Annotated in this window: 22 protein-coding genes and 2 tRNA genes; 9 read left to right on the top strand and 15 right to left on the bottom strand. The window is 48.3% G+C overall.

The features are described from left to right. Positions 1–16: 16 nt before the first annotated feature. Positions 17–1,216, top strand: coding sequence for a PAS domain S-box protein (locus tag JMM79_00365; protein QQY08438.1), 1,200 nt, complete (start codon positions 17–19; stop codon positions 1,214–1,216). A gap of 85 nt (positions 1,217–1,301) precedes the next feature. Here the strand turns inward: JMM79_00365 and JMM79_00370 are convergent, their stop codons facing one another. After that, positions 1,302–3,083, bottom strand: coding sequence for a phosphoenolpyruvate carboxykinase (GTP) (locus JMM79_00370; protein ID QQY08439.1), 1,782 nt, complete (start codon positions 3,081–3,083; stop codon positions 1,302–1,304). Positions 3,084–3,469: 386 nt separating this feature from the next. Here JMM79_00370 and JMM79_00375 point away from each other — a divergent pair, with 386 nt between their 5' ends. Continuing rightward, entirely contained in the window at positions 3,470–4,573 is a 1,104-nt protein-coding gene (locus JMM79_00375) for a hypothetical protein (GenBank protein ID QQY08440.1), read from the top strand. Positions 4,574–4,581: 8 nt separating this feature from the next. On the opposite strand, the gene JMM79_00380 is transcribed toward JMM79_00375, so the two are convergent. The 3 genes from JMM79_00380 to JMM79_00390 all read right to left on the bottom strand — a co-directional run bounded on the left by JMM79_00380 (position 4,582) and on the right by JMM79_00390 (position 7,007). Then, positions 4,582–4,672, bottom strand: a tRNA-Ser gene (locus JMM79_00380). 12 nt (positions 4,673–4,684) lie between these two features. Continuing rightward, positions 4,685–5,542: an acetyl-CoA carboxylase carboxyltransferase subunit alpha gene (locus JMM79_00385; GenBank protein ID QQY08441.1), complete on the bottom strand. Its 858-nt coding sequence runs from the start codon at positions 5,540–5,542 to the stop codon at positions 4,685–4,687. A 937-nt stretch (positions 5,543–6,479) separates the two neighbouring features. Next, positions 6,480–7,007 carry a hypothetical protein gene (locus JMM79_00390; GenBank protein QQY08442.1) on the bottom strand — a complete coding sequence of 176 codons (528 nt, stop codon included), beginning with the start codon at positions 7,005–7,007 and terminating at the stop codon, positions 6,480–6,482. A 182-nt stretch (positions 7,008–7,189) separates the two neighbouring features. Between JMM79_00390 and JMM79_00395 the strand changes: the two genes are divergently transcribed. Further along, positions 7,190–8,566, top strand: a complete 1,377-nt coding sequence (locus tag JMM79_00395) for a 4-hydroxy-3-methylbut-2-enyl diphosphate reductase (protein QQY08443.1) — start codon at positions 7,190–7,192, stop codon at positions 8,564–8,566. Here the strand turns inward: JMM79_00395 and JMM79_00400 are convergent. Beyond that, positions 8,516–8,809, bottom strand: a complete 294-nt coding sequence (locus JMM79_00400; protein QQY08444.1) for a hypothetical protein — start codon at positions 8,807–8,809, stop codon at positions 8,516–8,518. The two genes, JMM79_00395 and JMM79_00400, sit on opposite strands and share 51 nt — an antisense overlap. A 48-nt stretch (positions 8,810–8,857) precedes the next feature. Between JMM79_00400 and JMM79_00405 the strand changes: the two genes are divergently transcribed. Beyond that, entirely contained in the window at positions 8,858–9,673 is an 816-nt protein-coding gene (locus tag JMM79_00405) for a cobalamin biosynthesis protein CbiX (protein ID QQY08445.1), read from the top strand. Here JMM79_00405 and JMM79_00410 read toward each other — a convergent pair. Further along, positions 9,615–10,853 carry a glycosyltransferase family 9 protein gene (locus tag JMM79_00410; GenBank protein ID QQY08446.1) on the bottom strand — a complete coding sequence of 413 codons (1,239 nt, stop codon included), beginning with the start codon at positions 10,851–10,853 and terminating at the stop codon, positions 9,615–9,617. The two genes, JMM79_00405 and JMM79_00410, sit on opposite strands and share 59 nt — an antisense overlap. Before the next feature lie 3 nt (positions 10,854–10,856). On the opposite strand from JMM79_00410, the gene JMM79_00415 reads away from it, so the two are divergent. Continuing rightward, complete coding sequence (locus tag JMM79_00415) at positions 10,857–11,924, top strand: glycosyltransferase family 4 protein (protein QQY08447.1); 1,068 nt, start codon at positions 10,857–10,859, stop codon at positions 11,922–11,924. 30 nt (positions 11,925–11,954) lie between these two features. Here the strand turns inward: JMM79_00415 and JMM79_00420 are convergent, their stop codons facing one another. The 5 genes from JMM79_00420 to JMM79_00440 form a co-directional block, all read right to left on the bottom strand. Next, positions 11,955–12,656, bottom strand: a complete 702-nt coding sequence (locus tag JMM79_00420) for a haloacid dehalogenase-like hydrolase (protein QQY08448.1) — start codon at positions 12,654–12,656, stop codon at positions 11,955–11,957. 39 nt (positions 12,657–12,695) lie between these two features. Continuing rightward, entirely contained in the window at positions 12,696–13,226 is a 531-nt protein-coding gene (locus JMM79_00425) for a translation initiation factor IF-3 (GenBank protein ID QQY08715.1), read from the bottom strand. A gap of 181 nt (positions 13,227–13,407) precedes the next feature. Further along, entirely contained in the window at positions 13,408–15,240 is a 1,833-nt protein-coding gene (locus JMM79_00430) for a threonine--tRNA ligase (protein ID QQY08449.1), read from the bottom strand. A gap of 45 nt (positions 15,241–15,285) precedes the next feature. Next, positions 15,286–15,543: a hypothetical protein gene (locus JMM79_00435; protein QQY08450.1), complete on the bottom strand. Its 258-nt coding sequence runs from the start codon at positions 15,541–15,543 to the stop codon at positions 15,286–15,288. Positions 15,544–15,654: 111 nt separating this feature from the next. Then, complete coding sequence (locus JMM79_00440) at positions 15,655–16,317, bottom strand: hypothetical protein (protein ID QQY08451.1); 663 nt, start codon at positions 16,315–16,317, stop codon at positions 15,655–15,657. Positions 16,318–16,407: 90 nt separating this feature from the next. Here JMM79_00440 and JMM79_00445 point away from each other — a divergent pair, with 90 nt between their 5' ends. Next, positions 16,408–17,235, top strand: a complete 828-nt coding sequence (locus tag JMM79_00445) for a MotA/TolQ/ExbB proton channel family protein (GenBank protein ID QQY08452.1) — start codon at positions 16,408–16,410, stop codon at positions 17,233–17,235. Positions 17,236–17,251: 16 nt separating this feature from the next. Then, complete coding sequence (locus JMM79_00450) at positions 17,252–17,674, top strand: biopolymer transporter ExbD (GenBank protein ID QQY08453.1); 423 nt, start codon at positions 17,252–17,254, stop codon at positions 17,672–17,674. Positions 17,675–17,740: 66 nt separating this feature from the next. Here JMM79_00450 and JMM79_00455 read toward each other — a convergent pair whose 3' ends face one another. Then, entirely contained in the window at positions 17,741–18,385 is a 645-nt protein-coding gene (locus JMM79_00455; GenBank protein QQY08716.1) for an NAD(P)H-dependent oxidoreductase, read from the bottom strand. Positions 18,386–18,551: 166 nt separating this feature from the next. Here JMM79_00455 and JMM79_00460 point away from each other — a divergent pair. Next, a tRNA-His gene (locus tag JMM79_00460) sits at positions 18,552–18,623 on the top strand. Between the two features lie 403 nt (positions 18,624–19,026). Here the strand turns inward: JMM79_00460 and argF are convergent. The 3 genes from argF to ligA are packed head-to-tail and all read right to left on the bottom strand — an operon-like array spanning position 19,027 to position 23,212. Continuing rightward, positions 19,027–19,932 carry an ornithine carbamoyltransferase gene (gene argF, locus JMM79_00465; GenBank protein QQY08454.1) on the bottom strand — a complete coding sequence of 302 codons (906 nt, stop codon included), beginning with the start codon at positions 19,930–19,932 and terminating at the stop codon, positions 19,027–19,029. Continuing rightward, positions 19,929–21,200 (bottom strand): aspartate aminotransferase family protein, encoded by a 1,272-nt coding sequence (locus JMM79_00470; GenBank protein ID QQY08455.1) that lies wholly within the window; start codon positions 21,198–21,200, stop codon positions 19,929–19,931. Before JMM79_00470 ends, argF begins: the two co-directional genes overlap by 4 nt. Beyond that, positions 21,197–23,212, bottom strand: coding sequence for an NAD-dependent DNA ligase LigA (ligA, locus tag JMM79_00475; GenBank protein ID QQY08456.1), 2,016 nt, complete (start codon positions 23,210–23,212; stop codon positions 21,197–21,199). The genes JMM79_00470 and ligA overlap by 4 nt, the downstream gene beginning before the upstream one ends. 222 nt (positions 23,213–23,434) lie before the next feature. On the opposite strand from ligA, the gene JMM79_00480 reads away from it, so the two are divergent. Further along, positions 23,435–24,160, top strand: a complete 726-nt coding sequence (locus JMM79_00480; GenBank protein QQY08457.1) for a hypothetical protein — start codon at positions 23,435–23,437, stop codon at positions 24,158–24,160. Positions 24,161–24,163: the final 3 nt, after the last annotated feature.

Consider the following 24,163-nt stretch of genomic DNA (forward strand, 5'->3'; position numbering starts at 1 on the left):
AGCCGTCTTGTTTTTTGTGAAACGTGCATTCCTTGAAAAATTGTTGGGTCGGATTCCGCGCATTTCTCCAGGGGAAGTACAAGTCTATTTGGAGGGTTTGGCTCGGGAAAAGGGATTTTTAGAAACTATTTTTAATGCAATCCTAGAGGGCGTTATTGTTACTGATGTTCAAGGAAAAGTTCTTTATCTCAACCGCTCAGCATGCACATTTTTTGGAATTCAAGAAGAGGCTAGTTTAGGGACCGCTATTGGGAAAATTATGCACGGTCTTGATCTAGAGGCAGTATCTGGTGCTACAACTACTATAAGTGGGGACCTAGAAGTCTGTTACCCGCAGCATCGGTTTCTAAATTTTTATGTGGTACCGTTGATGGGCGAGATAAATACGGAAAGAGAAAGGCAGTTGGAAGGACAGGGAATTATTTTAAGAGACATTACGGAAACACGTCGTATGACTCAGGCTACAATTGAATCTGAACGTTCTTCTGCCATGACCCTCTTAGCAGCTGGTATCGCCCATGAAATAGGCAATCCTCTCAATTCCCTGGACATTCATCTTCAGCTCATGAAGCGCCGCATGAAGAAGTTGCCGAAGCGCCTCCGTACGGAGCTGGAGAAGTCCATTGGCGTGGCTCGGTATGAGGTCGCCCGTTTAGACCAAATCACCACTCAATTTCTTCGAGCTATCCGCCCACAACCCCTTAAGTTGGACTTGGAAAACCTAAATTGCCTGGTGCAAGAATCTGTTGCCTTCCTTCAGGTAGAAATTTCTAACCGTGACATCCAGGTAGAATTCGAACTAGAAGGTTCACTGCCAAAGTTACGCGTAGACCGCGATCAGCTCAAGCAGGCCTTCTATAACATCATTCGTAATGCATTTCAAGCCATGAAGACGGGCGGTATTTTACGGATAAAAACTGGAGCAAACGTGTCCTATGCCTTCGTCACTTTTTCTGATACAGGACCAGGAATTTCGGTGGAGAATATGTCGCGTGTCTTTGCCCCATACTTTACCACCAGAGAATCAGGATCTGGATTGGGACTCATGGTTGTTAGGCGCATACTTCAGGCACATGGAGGGGAAGTAGGCATTGAAAGTATCGAGGGGAAGGGAGTGAGCGTCATTTTGCGATTGCCTTGCGCCGACCAGCAGGTACGCCTCCTCAATTTGGGTGCGCCTCTGATTGAGGCTAAGGAAGGATGCATAAAAAAATAAGTGCAATGTAGTTAGAATAACCTTACTAGTCGATGGTTGTAGTAAAGGGAGAAGGCGACTTGGCCCAAGCTAGGTATATAATACATTATAGCCTAGCGATTAGCAGCTCACGCTGATAGATAAGTTCCTTTGGAAGAGTAGAGTAGATCTTCATGAAGAGCTCACCCTGTAAGGCTAGTTCATGAAACCACTCTTCTGGATCAATTTTCATCAGTTGATCAAACCTTTCTGGAGTAATTTCCGACAGCCCAGACCAGTCCAGATCTTGGTAACCTGGGATCCAGCCGATTGGACTTTCCGAGGCTCCTGTAGAGTGCTTACAACGTCCTATGATCCACTTAAGCACACGCATGTTTTCACTATATCCAGGCCAGAGATAGTTGCCGGTATCGTCTTTTCGGAATAAGTTCACGTGAAAGATCCTTGGAGGAATGGCAATGTAACGGCCTATGTTAAGCCAGTGCTGAAGGTAACTACCCATATTGTAGCCACAAAAGGGCAGCATGGCCATAGGGTCACGGCGCACCTGGCCCGTTTCTCCAGAGGCAGCGGCCGTAATTTCCGAGCTTACAGTGGCACCAATGTATACGCCATGAATCCAATTAAATGCCTCGAAGACCAGAGGTATTGTAGTGGCACGACGACCACCAAAAATGATGGCGTCGATGGGGACCCCTTGGGGATTATCCACTTCTCCTGCCAGCATCGGATTATTGCACATCGGAGCTGTAAAACGGCCGTTAGGATGCGCTGCTTTTTTTTCACTTTTTGGATCCCAAGGGTTTCCTTGCCAATCAAGTAGATTGTCTGGAGGGCAACCATCCTTGCCTTCCCACCAGACATCTCCATCCAATGTAACAGCTACATTAGTGAAGAGAGTGTCTTTTTCTATACAACGCATAGCGTTTGGATTAGATTGCCTGCTCGTTCCTGGTATAATCCCGAAGTAGCCCGTCTCGGGGTTAATAGCATAGAGGCGGCCGTCGGGGCCTGGCCGCATCCAGGCGATGTCGTCACCAATAGTAGTGACCGTCCATCCCTGCAAAGCCCTCGGGGGGATCATCATGGCAAAATTGGTTTTTCCACAAGCAGATGGAAAGGCGGCGGCTACATAAAACTTTTCTCCGGATGGACTCTCTACACAGAGGAGAAGCATGTGTTCAGCTAGCCAGCCCTGCTTTTTCCCAAGTACAGAACCGATACGCAGAGCCAGGCATTTTTTTCCAAGGAGTGCATTTCCACCATAGCCAGAGCCGACAGAAATAATTGTATTGTCTGCAGGAAAGTGGCAGATGAAGCGCTGGTCCAGGCTACAATCCAGTAAAGAATGGATGCCACGATTAAAATCCTCCTCGTGAAATAGCTGTTGGTAAGCAATTACTCCTACACGAGTCATAATACGCATGTTGAGCACAACGTAGATAGAGTCGGTCAACTCAATGCCAACTTTACTCAATGCAGACTGAGGGGGGCCCATGAGGTAGGGAATGACGAAAAGGGTGCGGCCTCGCATACTACCTCGAAGCATCTCGTAAAGTTTTTGATACATTTCCTTCGGCTCTATCCAGTTATTTGTCGGACCAGCTTCCTCTCTGTTCTCGGTACAGATAAAAGTGTGCTGCTCGGCACGTGCAACATCGTTTGGATGGGAGCGGTGATAATAACAGCCAGGCCATTTTTTTTGGTTTAGAGGATGGAGGACACCTCCTTGTACTGCCTGGCCAAGTAGGTAATTCTTTTCCCCTTCAGTTCCATCGCACCAAAAGATCATGTCTGGCTTAGTAAGCGAAGCAACTTTCTTAACCCATTCTAGAATAGCAGCATGGGTAGGTTGTGTGCTTCCAAAGTGTGTGCTGATAGATGTCATGAACGCACTCTGCCCATGAATATTCTCCAGGGCAAGAAAGGAAGGCACAAACTACTAATAGCTTACCTGCCATTTCATTGGATCACTTTTTCGGTGGGATTAGGCCGTATTCCTCAAGACTACATCCCTGGGATCCCCCTATTGCATTGCATCCAAACGTTCCGTTCCTTGCTCGAGCAAATTTTCTACAACCTTACCTGCTTGTGACAGTCCACCAGATCTTCTTTGCGCTTCCCATGCTCAGGAGTTGCTTGGTGGGCACCCATGCTGTACGGTTTTCACATTCTGCCAAGCCAAAGCCACTTAAAATAGGATGATAAGTGTCTTTCTTGACCATAGAGCTTTTGTATTGGACAATTTGCCCTTGTTAGGGCTTCTACACTGGCGTGTGTTCAGCATCTTGGTCTTGTGGAAGAAACTTAAAGCAACGCAGTTTGGATTTGGGGAAAACTCAGATTCAGAGGAACTTAAGGGTGGACGTCCTTAACCCAGGTGGGAGGGACGCTACCCAGGATTTCTCCGGTGGACTACCTTCTCCCAATGCATCAGTGGGGCATCCTCCGGTCAATTATCACGCCTACGCAGCATGCACGGGTGGGAGGTTTGCTAGACGGATATCGGATGTTCAGGCTAAAGTAGTTCTCGTCCTGCTGAGGGGTGATCTTTCTGATTCCCTACGGGTGGGGAGGAAGTTTACATCCCATGGGATTCCGTTCCTCATTTCCTGGAAAGAAGCTGGTTATCATCAGGTAGCCCAATCGCTTTCTCATGCCCATGTTTTTACACGATTTATGGAGATAAGCCAAATGGCGGCCGGGTTCCTTGCGAGCACCCCATGGCTATTACCCGTTTACCGTGCAGCACACTTAGCTCTTGGCGAGTTCATTCCAACTCCATATCCATTGCATTTTAAGGAATGGGACTTCCGCCTTCCCATCGAAGAACGTTCTGGGATCTTTCTGGGGACACGGGAATTTTTTGTTCCATCTAGGAACCATGCCGCAGCCATCTTGTCTGCCTGCGAACTAGCACTACAACTGGGGGGAATACGCGTCACTTGCATTAATACAGAAGGCAGTCGCGGGCATGCCTTGCTGCGGAGCATTGACGCTGGACGAGGCGTTTTGCAGATTGTACATGGGCGCCTTGCTTATAGCAATTATCTTAAGTTAATTGCTCAACACAAAGTGGTGCTACAGTTTGACCGCAGTGGTGTACCGGGTCAAGTTGCCGGTGATGCAACACTCTGTGGTGTACCCTCTCTAGGAGGGGGTGGAGCCTTGGATGACCTCTTAGGCAGCATATATCCAGTGAAAGGTGGGGACCTTTTGGAGACGATGGTCTATGCTAGTCAACTATTGACTGACTTACCCCTCTATAGGGAGGTGACAGCAGCACTGCGTCAAAGGGCTTTAGAGACCATTTCCTTTATTCGGTGTTCTGAGGCTCTACGGAGGTTGGCAAGAGAGGCCATTCGAAGTTTCCGATAAAAAGAGAGCGGAAGGGGTGGGATTCGAACCCACGGTAGGTGTTTTTTCCTACGCTCGATTTCGAATCGAGTGCCTTAATCCAAACTCAGCCACCCTTCCAAAATCTGGAGACTAATTAATGGAGGGATCTTCCTCGGAGAAAATCCCTATTTTGCGAAATTTGGAATAGCGCTCACAAAGCAGTTGCTCCATAGGAAGTTTTTGAATGCTCCTTAAGGTAGCCACGAGAGCAGATTTGAGGTAGCTAGCTGCTGCTTCGATATCTCGATGAGCCCCTCCAAAAGGCTCTGGAACAAGCTCATCCACAATCCCCTGTTTGTACAAATCGAAAGCATTGGCTTTTAAAGCCTCTGCAGCCTCGGGTGCATATTTGCGATGCTTCCAAAGGACAGCAGCACATCCCTCGGGGCTAATGACGGAATAATAGGCATTCTCTAGCATGAGAATGCGATCCGCTACACCAATCCCAAGCGCCCCCCCTGAGCCGCCCTCTCCAATAATAGCTGCCACGATTGGAGTGCGTAAAACCATCATTTCTTGGATATTCACAGCGATAGCTTGCGCGATGTGTCGCTCCTCGGCACCAATTCCTGGATAGGCACCTGGTGTGTCAATCAGCGCTACGACAGGTAAACGAAATTTCTCCCCCATATGCATTAGGCGCAATGCCTTACGATAACCTTCTGGATGCGGACTGCCGAAATTGCGGAGCAAATTTTCTTTAACGTTTCTCCCTTTTTGTTGGCCAATAACTACACAGGAGATACCGTCGACTTTGGCCAATCCACACGGCATGGATGGGTCATCCCCAAAACAACGGTCTCCTTTCAGCTCGACAAAATCCGTAAAGACTTTTCGCATGTAGTCCAAAAAATATGGACGAGAAGCATGTCTTGCGAGCTGTACTCGTTGCCAAGCCGTCAGGTTTCCATAAGCTTTCCCATAAGGACTAACAGACTCCCGTTGCATTTGCTGAATCTTCCGCCATGGACCATGTGTCTCCTCCTTTATTGGAGAGCTTGGCCAATTCTCTCATCTTAGCTACGCTTTAGCTCGGCTGTCGGTTTTTTCAAAAGCACGCGAGAAAGCTAACGATAGCGCACCACCGAACAGTCACTATGGTTGACTATAGTGACTAGGGGTACCGTGCTGATCAGTACAACATTCCTTCGGAGAGGGAACTAACACGCTTCCTATCCCATAATTATCCATCATAAAAGCGACGGAGATAAGTGTCCTATGTCAATGGCAACCCGTAGTTGGGCACAACAGAAGACTATTGTTCAAGGAGTATAGAAGTGTGACTCTTGCTATCTTCTTGCTATCTATTAAAGGGCTTACCGCAAGTTGTGGAACTCATAGCCGGACCAATATGGAGATTGTCGCGTGGACCGTTCTATCCGAAAACCTAGCCTGGCATTGTTTCTAAGCCAGCTCGGAAGTAATGTGGGTGAGAAAGTCTCACGCAGCTCCCGCATAGGACATTTATTTTTTTCTGCCAGAGGAAGAAGGATGGAGGAGAGCCCAGTTATGTTAAGCCCTCCGGGCACCTTTGGCAGCAGCGGCTCTTATAGGTTAGGATATATAGAAGAAAGCCAAGCCTAGGTCTTCTCCTCCATAGACTTGCAAAAAGATCTCGAAATATACCTTCCCCCTAATCTAGGGCCAAATCTAGAGTGTAGGGACTCACTTATTAATTAGGGTACTTCATCGTCTCTTCAAGGTAGGTAAGCATGCCTGCAGGGGGATCGACCGGGGACACTTTTAAAGAAGACCAGCGCCAAATCTTGACGGCTTCCTACATCCCATTCCTCCTAGATGCTCTACTTAGGTCCACTGGAGACCAAGAAATGCTAGCATGTCTCCCTTTCGTGCTACTTTTTGTTCTTCTTTTATTTTTGCGCCTTCACAGAAGGCCACGTTTCTTCCATTCTCCCACATTATCAGGAGCAGACTGACGGATTAGGTCCATTGTAAACTTCAAGACGCACACCTCCCATGTGTCATCGACCCCCTCAATAAGGCTGTAAAGAGGATCTCGATCTTCTTGGAACCTAATGGAAAGCTGCTTTATCACCTCTCCAATCGGTTTATGGACAATTTCTTCTAAAAGATCCGTCTTTCTGAAATGAAACCCATAGCGAAGGAATGTGAGATTCGCACTTTGCTGCAGCAACCAGCTTGAAAAACCCTTAGCCTCTTCAGAGAAGCCCTCCAGTAGGACCTGCTTTAAGTGATAGGGGGAAAGGATCTGAGGTCGATCAGCCTCGATACGCCCTTTTCTAATCCTGATACAATCGACCCGATCCATTAATTCACTCACCAGCATGAAGTGAAACGTGGTAGGCCCGAAGGTTGCAATCACCCTTTTGGGAGGAATAATTACTCGGGTATTTTCTATCGCGTACTGAAAGTCAGAGTCGCTAAATACCATTCTTTATTGAGAATACACCCGGTGGCGTGGCTGCAGGGTACACAAAAATTTCCAAAAGTGGTACTTTTATTTTCTTATTAGTAATAGGGTCCCCAATACACTTTCCGTAGACTTTCCGTAGAGGTATTGTGCCTTGTCACCTTGCACCTGCAAGTTGTGCCTGCAAATAGAGAGACCCATTAATGGGAAAAGGGTTTGACATTCGTTCAACAGACAATCTATCTGTTCGTGCGATGAATCTCCGCACGCCAGAGATAATGGGGCGAGTGCAAGCTCAGGTAGAAGAGCATTACCGGAGCTCCTTAGTAGAGCGTATCCGCTCCAATCAAGGCACTCTTAAAGTAGGCCGCACTACTATCCATCTGGCAAAGAAATTTGGATTCTGCTACGGCGTTGAACGCGCCATAGATCTCACCTACGCAGCCCGCAGGGTCTTCCAGGGGGAGAGAATCTTTATCCTTGGCGAAATTATACACAACCCTGAGGTCAACCGCCAGATGCGTACGCTAGGAATCCAGAGCCTCCCCGTCAATAGCGTACATCCGGATCTTAACACCCTCAGGAAGGAAGACGTAGTAATTGTTCCGGCTTTTGGCATTCCCGTAATGCTTCTCAGACGCATTAGACAAATTGGCTGCCGAATTGTGGATACCACTTGCGGGGATGTAATGAGTGTATGGAAACGGGTGCAGAAGAACGCCAGCGAGAGCATTACCTCTGTCATCCACGGAAAAGCCTATCATGAGGAAACCCAAGCTACAGCTTCCTATGCCCTAGGAAAAGGTGCTAGCCACTTCCTTATTGTCTTAAACTTGGAGGAAACGGAGGTCATCTGTAGATATATACGAAAAGGGGGAAGAAAAAGTAGCTTCTTACGTTCTTTTCAAGGGGCATTTTCGCCTGGATTTGATCCAGATCTCCACTTAAGAAGAGTGGGAGTGGCCAATCAAACCACTATGCTCAAGATGGAAACAGAGGCAGTTCAGCGCCGCATTCGGAATGCCATCATGGACCGTGACGGAGGTTCGGAAGGGAACTTCCGTTCCTTTGACACCATCTGCGGTGCAACTCAAGAACGTCAGGATGCTCTATTTAGTCTACTTCATTCGAAGCAGCTACATCTTCTTTTAGTTATTGGCGGGTATAACAGTTCTAACACGGCTCATCTCGCAGAGATCGGCAACACGTCGGAACTGCCTACATACTTCATTCATAATAGCCAGTGTTTGGAATCTGCGAGCCTCATTCGTCATTTCCATGTAGCCTTTAGGAGAGAGACAAGAACCATGGAGTGGCTTCCGAACACCCCTTTACAAATCGGGATCACCGCAGGCGCCAGTTGCCCCAATAACCTTATCGAGGAGGTGATCCGGCGACTGCTTGATCTGCGAGGAGAGGCACTACAGCAAACAGAACCAGACCCTGGGTCAGACGCCCCCAAAAAGGACCAGTCTAGACACCAAAACCACCCACGACCCCTCCCTTCTTTCCGTAAGTGGAAAGAGAGTTCAGACGGACCCCGTTTCGGAAAGGCCGGAACCTCTACGAATGCTTTCTAAACGACGCTTCATCAGGCGCTTTGAGGTAGGGCGATTGGCGACCAGCTCCATCATCCCCATGATAATAGGGACGAGGGTAGCAATACCAGCACCGATCAAAGCGAGCGCCGCCGGTTTACGAGCAGAACTCCTAACCTTCCCAGCAACAAGTAAACCTAAGCCAAATCCTGTGATCACTTGTGACGCGGCTGCAATCCCCCCGGGGGCCTCCCTGTCAGATCCATAACGAAACAACCGGTACATCCCAGCATTCGTAAAGGGGGCTGGTAGAGATTGCAATAAAAGAATTTTATGGTACTTCGCGATTCTGCCCTCATTGTTGTAGGCCACGGTTCTACGGTAAACCCCGATTCTAGTACGCCCACACGGACCCATACAGCTCGTATCCGGAAGTGCAACATTTTCCGGGAGGTGGTCTGCTGTTTTTGGAAGGAAGAGCCCTCCATGCGGGAAGTGTACCACATGCTCGATTCCAAAGAAATCTTTGTCGTGCCTAACTTTATTAGCGAAGGGTATTTTACCAAGACTGTTATTCCGCGTGAGTTAGAGTTGGATGGTGTACTTACAAGGAGAGGCGGACTTTGCATTAGGTACTGTCCTCCAGCAGGGAGTCATCCGAAGATGACTGATCTGCTGCTCCGCCAGGCATCAAAGATTGCAGCTGGAGTTCCCAGAGCGCAAACTAGCCTTATTATTGTTGGACATGGGACCAGGCTCGACAATAATTCGGCTGTAGCTGTCAGGAAACAGGTTTCCTGCATCAGCGCAGCCGGCTTTTATCCACAAGTTATCCCGGCTTATATGGAGGAACCTCCCCTGGTGTCAGAGTGGGATGAGCTCAGTAAGTACCCTTTTGTGGTAGTAATTCCATTCTTCGTCTCTGATGGACTGCACAGCTATCAAGACATTCCAGCTTTATTAGGAATTACCTCAAAAACTGCAACCAAAGCAGGTCAAGCCGAGGTCTTTTGGAGCAACCCTCACACTTTGCGTGGTCGAAAGTTGTTTTATGGTAGCTCCATTGGAACGGAACCTCTATTTGCCGATGTCATTGTGGATCAAGCAGTGCAGTGGAATCCGAGTTGGTGGCAGGACGTGCAATTTTGAGAGCGTGAGAGGTGACAGAAATATTTGTGAGCATGCCGTCAATGGCTGAAATAACCATATCTGCAGAAATATCTTCCATAGCCCCCACTTGATCTTGTGGGCAATGTGAACCTGTGCTCCGAGGGGTCAAAGTCCGGGAGTGCGGGTTTCTCGGACGCCATTGGAAAGGGTTGGTGGGACCAAATAACGCAACACACGGTACGGAAAAAGCGTCGGCGAGGTGGATCGGAGCAGAGTCTACTCCACACAGTAAACGAGCTCTGGAAATGAGTGCAGCGAATTGAGAAAGGTTTAATTTCCCAGTAAGGTCATGCCAATGTACTCCCTTACAGGCGGTTAGGCCTTTTAAATGCTTCCGTTCTCTGTAGGAAGAGGAGCCTGTTAGAAGGACTGGCAAACCGTGGTACTCGCGGAAGTGGCGAATTACAGCTAACCAACGTTCGTTGAACCAATATTTTTCCCTTCGGAGCGTACCAGGATGAACGATGACAAATGGAGACGCAACGTGAAGTTTCTCTAGCAGAGCGTCGGCTTCTCGGAGTACTCCCACAGGCAGACGAATGCTCAAGGAGGTGTCCTCGCATTGTATGCCCAAAGGAGTGAGAAGATCAGCATGAAAGTCGGCAGTGTGCCGCTGGCTTGGAACGGAGGAAACAAAGACGTTGTAGATTTTTTTTCGGAACGGGCGCAATGCAAATTGCGAGTAAGTAATTTTTAGCGGAGAGTTGATAAGAAAGGAGGCGAATGCGGAGCGATCACTTGAGTTAAAGTCCAGGCAAACGTCATATTGCTCACGGAGGAGGTCCATCCAAACAGAGCCCCCCCCCCCTCGCAGGGGATGGATACGATGTACTGGTAGGCAAGGGAAGAGAGAAGAAAAGGCCTTATCAACAGCAACGTGGATCTCTGCCTCTGGGTAGGCTCGTGCAAGGGCTACGAGAGCGGGTGTAGTCAGGAGGAGATCTCCTATACACTTCAGTTGAAAGCAAAGGATCTTCAGGATCTTCATTGGGAAGTTGTGGTGATAAATCGCGTCGATTGGCAGTTCAGCAAGGATGGTTTTAGAAGTTAGGATGGTAAATTTACCAACGGGATCTACCTTAGATTTGCAAGCTTTCTCTCCAATTCGACTGGTAAAATCGTCGGCAGGCATCTGTCTTCTGTCTTTTTGTCTCCTCATAGCATGCGAATAGCCTTGGCCCGTCGTGGCTACTCTTCCACTGGGGGGGCGGAAGCATACTTATCTCGGTTAGCGCAGGGATTGGTGGAAAATGGGGAGGAGGTAGTACTTTACAGTTCAAATGAGTGGCCAGTAAGGGCTTGGCCCTACGGGAAAATTCGCTGTATTTCTGGTGATACTCCTCTGAGATTTGCACGGGCTCTCCGTACTCAAAAACGAGACTTTGACTGTCTGTTGAGCTTAGAGAGAGTTCTAAGATGCGACGTTTACCGTGCAGGAGACGGGGTACACGCCTCTTGGCTGTGCAGGAGGAGAAAGTTTGAGCCTGCTTGGAAAGCCTGGTTCCGATCTCTGAATTCTAAGCACAGGGAGATTTTAAAGCTGGAACGGTTTGCTTTTAATCCCTGTTGTACGGCGCTGGTAATTACAAACTCGCGGATGGTTTTGGAGGAAATTCTAAGGTACTATAATTTTCCAAGAGAGCGTATCATGCTGATTCCAAATGGGGTTTGGCCTCAGCCAGTTTCCTCAAAAGACCGTATGTATATCCGAAGTCGGTATGGCTTATCTTCTAAAGAAATAGTGGTACTTTTCGCTGGGACTGGTTGGCAACGCAAGGGATTGCGCTTTGCGGTGGAGGCGGTCCGTGCCTTGAGGGGGCAAGCAAAACTATTGGTGGTAGGGCAAGGACCTTCAAGACACACTCCCCCTCATACTATATTCGCTGGTCCAGCCTCTTGTATTACACCATTTTATGCAGCGGCAGATGTTTTCCTTCTACCAACTGTTTATGATCCCTCCTCAAATGCTTGCTTGGAGGCACTCGCATCTGGACTACCGGTAATTACCACTCCTTCCAATGGTTTTTCGGAATTGCTTGGCAATGAGGAGCTTGGAAATGTGGTAGAGGTTGGCAACGTGGGCAGCCTCACTGCAGCGCTAGAGCGATGGTTACCGCAAGAGAAGCGGGCAACTGGTCGGCGTGCGCGGGTGGAGGCCGCAGCCGCTTTTTCCGTGGAAAAGAATGTTCAGAGAACTCTAGATGCAATTAAAACTACTGTTGGTCTTTAGAGAAAAGATAGCTTGGATGGCCCTTGGCTTTCATCCAAGCAGTGAGCGGAGCACCTTTTTTGTATCCAGCAGGCTTTTAAAAAGAAAGTCTGGTTGGCATTGAGACAGTTCTTCTACAGAATATTCCCCCGTGGCAATTGCCACGGTATATGCATTGATGGCTTTCCCACAACTAATATCGTTAGGGGTATCTCCAACGACGTAAATATGCTTCGACGGGAACTCGAATCCATGGATCTTACGAGCGCGGACACGAGCAACATTTCCAAGCTCGTTGCGATCGTCGTGATCATCTGCAAAGGCACCAAACTCAAAGAAGTGCCATGCATCATAAAATGCCAGCTTGATTTCGGCGCCTCGCACGAGATTTCCGGTAAGAAGACCTAGAATGCAGTCAGGACGTGAGTGCAGATGTTGGAGCAGCTCTAGGACTCCCGGCATGAGACTTCCCGGATGGTATCGGATACGCTTACCAAGGTGCCTCAGATATCCTTCCAGTAGACGGGTAGTATTCTCTTGAGTAACAGGTATCCCATTTTTAGCTAGTAAAGCCTTAGCGATTGTCCCGTCTGTAGCCCCAGCGAGAGAGATGCCAGTAAAATCTTCCCTTACACCGAACTGACTCTGCATACTATCCCTCAGCGCATACTTGCCGGCATGAGCAGAAGTAAGGAGAGTACCATCAATGTCAAAAAGAAACAGGTGTCTGGAAAAATTCTCCTCTGCATCCATGGTATGCACCTCCTGTATACACTCCTTCCTTTCTCAAGCTTAGCTTCCCTCTAAGAATTTCCTTTTGCGCTTGGAAATAGGAAGCGGACTAAGGGTCATAGAGATTGCCCGTCCGACAAGTTTCGGCTCCATATCCACATGCGCCATGGTTAGCAGGTCGGAACGAACACGCTCTATTAGGAGCATTCCAAGCTCTTTATGAGCCATTTCACGTCCTCGAAACTGCAGGTAAATTTTCAACTTATTGTTTTTATCAAGAAAATCTTCGGCATGGCGCAGCTTGGTGCAATAGTCATGCTGGTCGATATTGACGCGAAACTTAATTTCTTTAACCTTAGTACCGTGAGGCTTGCGATCTCTCTCTTGCTTGGAGAGATCGTATCGAAATTTTCCATAGTTTGTAATCCGACAAACCGGCGGGGTAGCCGTAGGAGCTACCTCCACGAGATCTAATCCCAGATCCTTAGCCTTGCACAAGGCATCTCCAAACTTCATCACACCAAGCTGCTCGTTGGTAGAAGCTAAGATAACGCGAACCTCACTAGCGCGGATACGTTCGTTGACGCGGATATATCGTGGATTAATAGGACCCTCCTAGGAAAAAACCAGCACCATACCTTCCAATCCAACACGATTCACATCGAGTCTGTCAGTGAGGGCCGACAGTGCCGATAGATAAGCTCTTCTCATACTGTGCCCAATGGAACGGAAGTCGGGAGGTTCTCTAAGCAAGCTATCTCTTGTTACCTTGTCATAGACTACAGCTTTCGATTTCGCACTGGATCCGTTGTTGAAATTCACCGATGGACATGGTACCCTCCCTGCCGTACTTTCGGCTCCGCACGGAAACTTTCCTGGAAGCTTGCTCATTCCCTCCAACGATAAGCATGTAAGGGACTTTTTCTAGTTGGGCAAGACGAATTTTAGAACTAATCCTCTCGGAGGACACATCCACTGAGGTTCGGATACTAGAGCCTAGCAACACTTCTGCAGTAGACTGGGCGAATGCGAAGCACTTGTCTGATATGGGCAAGATACGCACCTGTTCTGGGGCGATCCAAAGGGGGAAACTGCCAGCAAAATGCTCGATAAGGATGCCTACAAAGCGTTCCAGTGAGCCAAAGGGAGCTCTGTGAATCATAACAGGAACATGGGACTTTCCATCGCGACCTGTATAGGACAAACCACACCTTAGAGGAAGATTAAAATCCACCTGAATGGTTCCAAGCTGCCACTCACGATTTAAAACATCTTTGACCACGAAGTCAGTTTTTGGTCCATAAAAGGCAGCCTCTCCAAACTCCTCTGAGTAGGCAATACCTAACTTTACAACCGCGTCTCGACAAGCCTTCTCAGCGCGACTCCAATTTTCAGAGGAGCCGATGTATTTTGCGGAGGGATCTCTCAGCCCTATCCGGATACGATAGCCTTGCATGGAAAAGGTCTCCAAGACCTTATGAACAAGAAGGAGGCAGCTTTGAATTTCCGTATCGATTTGTTCTTCGGTACAAAAAATATGGGCATCATCCTGAGTAAATCCGCGAACTCGTGTCATGCCGCTGAGCTCTCCAGATTGTTCCCATCGGTATACTGTGCCAAATTCAGCGAGACGAATGGGAAGTTCTCGATAGGAGCGAGGACGTGAAGCAAAAATCCTTATATGCATTGGACAATTCATGGGTTTAAGAAGAAACCCATCAACGCTATTTTCCTGAATATGATTGGTGAGTTCAGCACAAGAGCAACTCTCCTTTGCGAGAGTAAACAAGGTTTCATTCTCAATGAGAGGGGGAAACTGAGACTGTGCGAAGTGAGGGAAGTGACCTGAGGTACGAAAGAGGTTCAGTCTCGCAATGTGTGGGGTAAAAACCTGCTGGTATTTCTGTAAGCGAAGCTCCCTACTGATGAAGTTTTGGAGTTCTTGACGGATGATAGCGCCTGCTGGCGGCCAAAGAATAAGACCTGGGCCGACTTCTTCATCAATCAGAAAAAGGGACAGATCCCTACCAAGCTTTCTATGGTCCCGCTTTCTGGCCTCCTTTAACAGAGAAAAGTAGGTATCCATTTCTTCTTGTGTGCGGAAAGCTGTGCCGTAGACTCGCTGAAGCTGAGCATTGTGCTTATCTCCTCGGTAAAAAACGCTAGCAAGATGTGTAAGCTTAAAAGCTCCAACCTCACCAGTAGAAGAGACGTGTGGCCCAGCGCAAAGATCTATAAAGTCGCCATTCTTGTAGAGAGTAATAGCCTCCTCCTTGGATATGCCGCTCAGGATATCAATCTTGAACTTACTGCTAACTGAACGCTCACTTAAGGCCGCAAGTCGACCAATTTGGCCAAGTCGCAGGGCCTCCCCGTGGCTAATTTTTCTAGATTCAAAGGGCTGGTTCATACTGATGATGGCACGCATTTCTTTCTCGAGAATGGGAAGGTCCTCCGGAGTGACCCGGTGATTCAGCTCGACATCATAGTAGAAGCCATCTCTTACGGGTGGACCTACAGCCAGTTGAGCATTTGGCCAAAGGCGGAGGATGGCAGTAGCAAGAACATGGGCACAAGAATGTCGAAGCCTTTCAAGATCAGTCATTTCATGCATCCTCTCGAGTCTGACGAAGGGGAAATATGGAGGATATTACAGCGTCTTCCCAATGGCAATAGCCTCTTCAGCGACTAGGAGTGGAATGTTGTTACATACTGGGTAAGCTACCAGGCCATCTTCGCGGATGAGTGCAGCCCCCAAAGGGCAGCGAAAAGTTTTTCCTGAGTGGCCGCCGCCTGATATCCTAGGACAAACGCACAGGTTGAGGGCCTCAAGTTCCATTGCGCCGGCCTCTCTTAAAGACTGGCCATTTTTTGGACAACAGACAATTTGCAGTAGGTTACTATCCATGCAGAACCCGCCAATTGGCAGAAGAAAGCCATTGACCCTTTCTGTGGAGGTCCTGGACCCCTTCCGCAATACCGAAAAAAGCGTTCTTCTGAAGTAGAACCAACCGTCGCTCTATGAGGGCTCTTCTAGTATGGCAGAAAGTTGCATTAGCAATGAAATTGCATCGGAAGAAACGGCGCGCAGGCTGGCAGGAGGGGCGCTGAGCCAGCCAACAAAGGACACAGCCAGCCGAAAGTAACCCCTTACCTCCCCAAAGCCAAATTTTAGATACCGGGACCATATTGTACCTCTACAATAGAGAAGAGAGCTACTAACTAGATGCCAAGGTTGGCCTAGGTTGACTTTCGTTATGATAAAAAGCGCGGGTCTCCAAACCACCAAATAAAGAGAGGCCGATAATGTTGGTAGTAGAAGTGCCTGATAGCACATTCTCTTGATTTTTCCAAAAACAGATGAATTACTGTCTGTGGTATCAATTGCAATATCTCCATATTTCTTGGATCTTTCGGAGTCGATAGCTTTAAGAGCAAGGTTATCTGGAGAAGCGCAACTCATCGTGCGCTTAACTGAAGTAACTGCAATTGACAATTGCTGAAAGCCCTGACCGTCTAAGACTTTGGTCTGAGTAACGTAATTCCTAGCTCCTATGGGACAATAGTGTTGACCGTTACTAATAGTATAAAAAGAAAGAGTGTAGATTGGCGTTGGAAAATTTTCTGGCCAGGCCTGGGAATCGCTAGCAATTGTTTGTCCATGCCGTGTATACCCTCTCAAGGTGGGAGATTGGAAGCAACGCCGTAAACTCTCACTCTAAACCCACTCCATTATGGATTTATCGGTTGTCTCATCAAGAGGCGGTTCGGTTTGAGGGGGGTAGAGCTTGTTTGTCTCGACTATGCCTACCAGTTCACCAAGATGAGTGTTATCCTTTCCGAGCTCTTCCTGTCATGTGCTAGGGCACCCGGGCTAAAAATAGCAGCAGGACTGATATACGTCCTCGGTGAAACCAGCCTTGTAGGGTACATTGTGCTTTTAACCCTTTTTCTTACTTCAATACTGAGTTGGTCAGTGACTCTATATAAGCTGACCGGCCTGCGGACAGCCAAGGAGAGGAACGCTCGTTTTGTCACGACATTTCGCCAGGGGCAATCCCCGCTTAGAATTTATGAAGAAAGGATTCCCTTCGGCGGATCACCATTGTTCGAGGTGTATAAGGCGGGATGTGAGGAATTACGCTTCCAATTGCTGAGTACTACAACCATGGATGAGGGGATGCATTCCAGAGTCATAAATACAAAGCAAATTTCTCCCAGGCAGATACGCCCTATTGTTGCCGCCATGGAGCAAGCAATCGTGGAGTCCACACTCCGGCTGGAATCCCTCATGATCGTGCTTTCTACAGCTGTTAGCGGTGCACCATTTCTTGGCTTGTTAGGAACAGTGTGGGGAGTCATGGACGTATTTGCAGGAATCGCTGTAGCTGGCAACGTAAATCTTACAGCCATGGCTCCTGGTGTTGCTGGGGCATTAACCACTACTGTGGCCGGTTTGCTAGTAGCGATCCCTGCCATGTTTGCCTACAATTTTCTTACTGCAAACATTCGATCCATGATTACTCAGTGCGAAAGCTTTGCGGCCGAGTTTTCCTCGGCAGTCGAACACCGCTATGTAGCCTGCAGTAATTTGCAATAATTTTGCGATGATGACTATGAAAAGGCTTTCCTCAAGGTTGCGACCTCCCCTTGTTGGCGAACTCAATGTCACCCCATTACTAGACCTGGCATTTGTTCTCCTGATCATTTTTATGATTGCCACACCATTCATGGAAAATAGTCTAGACTTATTCGTTCCATCCAGTTCCTCTGATAAAGAAAACACTCCCGGGCGTCGGGTGGAAACTATCACGATCCAACGAGATTCCAGTCTGATTTTTAACGGGAAACACGTGACTGCTAGGGAGTTAGAAGCACAGCTGCAGAGCCTGTACGTTAAAGATCCAGAAATCGCCATTGTAATCCGTGCTCATGGGGGATTGTCCGTCCAGAGATTTGTCCACATTGTGGACCTGCTAGGTCGAGTCGGCATTTCCAAGGTAGGAGTGGTTACCCACCAAACAGCACGGCGGCTTTAAGCCAACAAGATAAACAAGGCGCCCTTAGCCAAACTCACCCGATGAGACCCCCAGATATATCCCCGATCATATCCGTATGACGACGTCAGTGACTCTACGGCGAACTTTTGCTAATTGAGCGTGCTGATCGTTGATTTGGCGATAGCCAACAGGACAGAGGAGTACGCTACTATAGCCTGTCTTACTAAGATCTAAAACCTCGTCTACCTGACTTGGAATAAAGCCTTCCATCGGGCAGGTGTCTATCCCAAGGATAGCTGCCGTTGTTATGAACTGACCGAGCGCGATGTAAACTTGCCGCGTAGCCCATTCGCGAAGAGTAGTCTGCGAGAGGTTGTTAACAAAACCAGTCACCACGTTTCTTAACCCCGTCAGATCTTCTGGAGCAATGTGGCGGACCCAGGCGGTGCGTGTCACAAGAGCATCTATATCAGATGAGTCTATTTGTTGCCTTGCAGTGAAAACCACTAGGTGTGGAGCGGTTGCAATCTGTAGCTGATTGTTCGCAGCTGGGAGCAACTTGGTACGTGTCTCCGAGTCACTAACAACGAAAAACCTCCACGGCTCCATGCCGAAGCTGGAAGGAGAAAGAACAAGACTTGCCTCTAGAACTTTCCACTCTTCCTCTGGAACTCTCTGAGTTAGGTTAAATTTCTTTGTGGCGTAACGCCAGTGCAGCTGGGTGAGTATATGTTCCTTTATGCTCAGCATAAAAAAACCGGCACCCATAGCATATATCGCCGCCCCCAGTAAAACAAAAACCATCCTGATAAGATCTTTAATTGACAAGAAAATTACGGCCAAAGATAAATATGGTGGTAAAAGTCCCCCCTTGGGGAAAGGCAGGGGTGCGCGTAATCGATTTCTACTCTGGATGGTGGCTGTAGCTCAACGGTAGAGCTCCAGATTGTGGTTCTGGCCGCTGCGGGTTCGAGTCCCGTCAGCCACCCCGAGAGGATGTTTCGCGTGTTCTCGTGGAATGGTTGCCTAAATAAGAGGTGGTGATGGAGAGAAATGATGCTCTACGTGTGGAATCAGGTTGATAGTATCCTCTGGAAATGCCCCCCCTTGCGCGAGGCTGTAGCTGTATAGGGTCGTAGGGGATGCGTGTCCCGTTTGAAGGTTTCTCTGTCTCAGAGATTTTGGCTCGCCTCGATGAACCAGACCGTTTCGATTCAACGCCTGTGCAATCCTAGAAGGGGGGGGGAGGCCTGCCCTTTCACAGTTGGATTAGGCAGTCCTATGGAAGAGAAAAGACCTTTGGTACCCATTCTGCTTCCCTTGCTTCCTGCAGTGGCTTGGTCTTGTGTGCACAAAAGGGGTTTTAGAGAGTATCCTCTCTACTCTACTCTCTAGCTGTTTTGAACTGCCCATTCTAGGATAGCTTTTTGAGTATGTAGACGGTTTTCCGCTTGGCGAAATATAGTTTCTGAGTGAGTTTCAAAAACTTCTTCCGTAATCTCTTTGCCTCGGTGAGCGGGTAAGCAGTGCATGACGAGTGCCCCCGGCAAAGCCCTAGAAAGGGTCTTCCGATTGATTTGATATCCTTCTAGTTGGACAAAACGGGCATCGATTTCTTCCTCTTTTCCCATACTTGCCCACACATCCGTATAAAGCACGTTGGCTCCTTGAGCAGCCATATTGGGGTCATCCGTTATGCTGACGATAGAAGGATCCACTAGGTGACGTATTGCAGCAGCAGGCTGGTAAGGTGTGGGAGCCGCTATACGGAGGGAAAATCTAAGCCGGGTTGCTGCCCAAATCCAGGAACGTGCTACGTTACAGTTTCCATCCCCCACAAAACAGATACAGAGCTCTCGCAGACTACCAAAGCTTTCTCGAATAGTAAAAAGGTCGGACAAAATTTGGCAAGGATGCTCGGCATCAGTCAAAGCATTAAGTGTAGGTAGGCTAGAAAATTTGGCGAACTCCTCTACCTCCTCTTGCCGTGGCGTACGGATGACTACTCCATGAACCATACGCCCAAACACACGAGCAGTGTCTCGGATGGGCTCACCACGTTCCAATTGGAGGTCACTCGTAGCTAAAAACAGCACATCCCCACCAAGCTCTCGAATGCCAGTTTCGAAGCTGATGCGCGTTCTCGTAGAGGGTCTAGAAAAAAGCAGAGCCCAGATCTGACCAGCCAGTGGATAAGAAGAATGGTAACCACGTCCAAGTTTCATTACTGCCGCCCGCTCTACAATATCAGCAATCTGCTTCCGCGAAAGAGACTGAATAGAAAAGAGATTTTTCATGAAGGAGAAACACAAGTTTTTTGACCGGAAAGAGCTTGCATGAATTTTTCTACTGCTTCCTCGATTTCACACCGTTGAACATTGAGAGGAGGTAAGAACCGAAGGACCTGCCTACCGGCAGGGATAGCTAGGAGCCCCTCCCTGATAAGGTCATCCGCAAGGCGGACGGCTGGAGTTCGCTGATCATTAGGGGGGGTCACCAATTTAGTCTCTACACCCACCATGAGTCCAAGTGCCCGGATACCCGCGATGGCGGGACAGGAAATATTACTAAGCTTTTTGTAGAAGAGAGATCCAAGTTCTAGGGTATTTTTGAGGAGTTGTTCTTCCTCAATTACCCTTAGAACGGTGAGAGCTGCTACGCAGGAAACCGGGTTCCCCCCATAAGTGCTCCCGTGTGATCCAGGACCTAATAGATCACAGAGAGGCCCTGTTTTTCCCTTTGTGCAGGCACTCACCCAAAAGGCCCCCAGTGGAAATCCATTGGCAATGCCCTTAGCCCAACTCACACCATCCGGGATTATTGCCTCACATCCAACAATGCTCTTCCATCCGCACCACTTTCCAGTGCGGCCAATACCGCACTGCACTTCGTCGAAGAGCAAAAGCAGATTATGCTCATCGCAGAGTGTACGCAGACCTTGAAGGAATAATTTGCTGGAAATATGGATACCGCCTTCTCCCTGTACCGGCTCAACAAGGATGGCAACGGTCTGTGGTTGGATAGCGGCGCAGGTTGATTCGAGGTCCCCGTAGGGAACATGGATGAAGCCGCTCACCAGTGGGGAAAAGCCTTGTTTAACTCTCTCTTGCCCCGTTGCGGAAACATTGGCCAATGTACGTCCGTGGAAGGATCCACGAAAGGTAATAATTTCGTATCGGTGACCGGAGGAGTTCCCAAATTTTCTACTTAATTTAATGAGTCCTTCATTTGCCTCTGACCCACTGTTGCAAAAAAAAACCTTCCCCTCGGCACCGACGATGCCTACCAGCCGGTGAGCTAATTCAGCCTGAGGGCGAGTGTAATACAAGTTGGAGGTATGGACAAGCTGACCTGCCTGTTTAGTAATAGCTTCTGTGACACGCGGATGCGCGTGGCCAAGCGAGCAAACGGCTATGCCCGCCCCAAAGTCTAGCAGTTCCCTTCCGGTTTCCGTCCAGAGCCGACAACCAGATCCTCTTAGAATTTCTAGCTCAAAGCGGCTATACGTAGGCAGAATATAACGATAGGTCAACCTGCGTGTAGTAGAAGCAGGAGAACAGGTCATTGTCTAAGCATTCTCTGAAATTCCTCTTCGTCCAGGATAGGAGTTTTCAAGCGTCTAGCTTTTTCGTATTTAGAGCCCGGATTCTTACCAGCAAGCAGATACGTTGTCTTTTTACTAACGCCCTCCGCAATATAACCTCCTCGTGCGCAAATTTGATAGATAATTTCTTTGCGGGGGCTACTCAAAGTCCCTGTCAGGACCCAGGTTTGGCCCGCCAATAAACTGTCGATTTTCTGCGCCAAACCGCAGGATTCAGCAGTTTGGACGCCGTATTCTTCTAGCTCGTGAAGTAGACAAAGGGATTCCTCGTTTGAAAAGAATTGCCGGATGCTAGCAGCTACCACCATTCCAACATCTTCTACACTCTCCAGATCCTTGGCCTCCCTCAGTTTGGCTACAGAGCCATATCGAGAAGCTAGCGCTCGAGCACAAGTAGTACCCACGTTTGAAATGCCCAGCGCAAAGATCAATCTCCAAAGTGGACGCGCCTTACTTGCAAGGATGGAGCGTAGAAGACTCTCCACCCTCTTTTCCCCCATTCCCTCTAATAGCAGAAAATCTGGCTTTTTAAGGGCATAGATATCTGGAATCTTGCGCATCAGCCCAGACTGCACCAATTTGGTAATTGATACCTTTCCAAGGCCTCTAATATCCATGGCTCCACGGCTAGCAAAATGTTCCAAGCGTCGTTGGAGCTGGGCGGAGCACTGTGGATTAATGCAGCGAACAAGAACCTGCCCTGGGAGTTGGCGTAACCTCCTCTGGCACACAGGACACTTCCTTACCATGCGGAATGGTTTCTCCTGACCATTTCGTAAGTCTTTCCTTGTTTCTATTATTGCGGGAATAACGCTGCCAGCCTTTTCTATCACGACAAGATCCCCTTCCCGAATATCTTTGCACCTAATTACCCTCTCATTATGCAATGTCGCTCGACTTACTATACTTCCTCCGATAAGGACGGGCTCTAATTCTGCGACCGGAGTAAGGACACCAGTACGCCCTACCTGAATGGAAATTTTCTTAAGCAGGCTTTCAGCACGTTCTGACTCGTACTTAAAGGCAATAGCCCACCGGGGAGCCTTGGCGGTAGATCCTAAATTATCCCGCTGTCTGAGGTCATTCAGTTTGATAACTGCACCGTCAATTTCGAATGGAAAGCTGTACCGCAATTTTTCTAGTTCATGGATAGCGGAAGTGACTTCATCCGGAGATTTCACCTTCCGAATGTATGGGGGGATAGAAAATTTCCAGCTCTCCAAAAGCTCTAGAAATTTTTCGTCAGTTTCTGGCCGATGGCTATTTCCTTCTTTCCATATTCCAAATCCATAGAAAATTGCATCTAGTTCTCTAGCAGCGGCGATCTTTACATCCAGCTGCTTTAGGGAACCTGCCGCGGCATTCCTGGGGTTTGCAAAAGGAGACTCCCCATTTTTTACTCTCCTTGTATTGAGCTCGAAAAAGACCTTACGAGATAAAAACACTTCCCCACGGACTTCCACCGTATCTGGACAAGAGGAGGGAAGTTGACGTGGGATTCTTCTAATGGTAAGGACATTCTGCGTGACCTCTTCTCCAGTTATTCCGTCTCCTCGGGTAATGGCGCGAACCAGGTTTCCACTCCTGTAAAGGAGTGAAATTGCCACGCCATCGATTTTTGGTTCCAAGATAAATGAGAGATCTGCTCCAAAAATGAGCTTTTTTGACCGTTTTACGAACTCTAGTATCTCAGACTCTGAGTAAGTATTGTCCAGACTCTGCATGGGTATGAGATGCTGGGCCTGCAGGGTAGAGGCGCCGTTCTCTCCTCCAAGTCTCTGTGTAGGAGAATCTTGTGTAATTTTTTGAGGATAGAGTGCCTCCAGGCTACGCAATTGCTGGTAGAGGGAATCGTACTCTCGATCAGAGATTGCAGGGGCTGCCTTCCCAAAATAGAGGTGATCATGGTACCTAATTTTTGAGCGTAATCTTTGGATTTCTTCTCTGACGTTCCTTGGGAGCGGTAGATGCATAAAAAAAAATCTAGTGGAGGCACGCAGTTTATTTCAGCCATAAACGGATGACTATGTTACCGTGCAATGGTAGAGTTTTGTATTTCTCTTTTTCAGGTGGAAGAGGATTATGCGGGATCTTGGTGGATCCTGAGTGCATTGTACTGTTTTTCAACTGTTTGGATGACAAGGCGGCTTTAATGTACTCATGGGACACAACTTTGACCAAACTGGTCACTCTTCATGCAGAACCCTGCACTGACTATCCGTAAAAATATCCCCCCTCTCCCTAGCATTTCCGTGTATGCAATCCTTAAGTTGGCGGCCGATCGATACTACCTAATGACTCCTACTCTCTCTTTGAATCTCAACACCTTTCACACCTTGCTCCAATCCTGTTTGGAGAAGGAGCTCGCACAAATTGGGCAAGTAACATTTACTAGAGACTTCCGGATCTTTCATACGGAAGATGCTGAAGTTGCCGCTTGCAACGGCTTGCGTATATATACAGAGCCTGAGGCAGCAGGAGAGATTGCGCGGTTTGACGACGAGGGCCAATATCGCCCTCTAAAGAGCGCTCCTAATCTGCGTCATGGCTGGGAATTGAGGTTATCCTCCATCGAAGAGCTCCATGTAGCAATAGATTTTCTCTATCCTGCAGCCTTAGGCCTGTGGCTATCTCTACTAAGGAAGCGTTTGGTTGGAACTCCACTTCGAAGAACCTTAGCACGCCAAAGCGGGATGTATCGCATCACAGTAAGAACTACCGATGGACAGGCAGAGGAGCTCATCCGAAATTTTTGCACAAAAAAGTGCCTGCGGAAAATTTTATGGGAAATCCACTGCTCTACAGCAAATTGGCAAGAAGGAGATGATATTCACAAAATTCCATTGCTTTGCTCAGAGGCTTGCAACTTATTTGTTGCAGCGGCACGGCGCGTAGTAAAGCAGACTATACTTACCCTGTGAAGC

The organism is Candidatus Xiphinematobacter sp. (assembly GCA_016766635.1).
Taxonomy (GTDB): Bacteria; Verrucomicrobiota; Verrucomicrobiia; order Chthoniobacterales; family Xiphinematobacteraceae; genus Xiphinematobacter.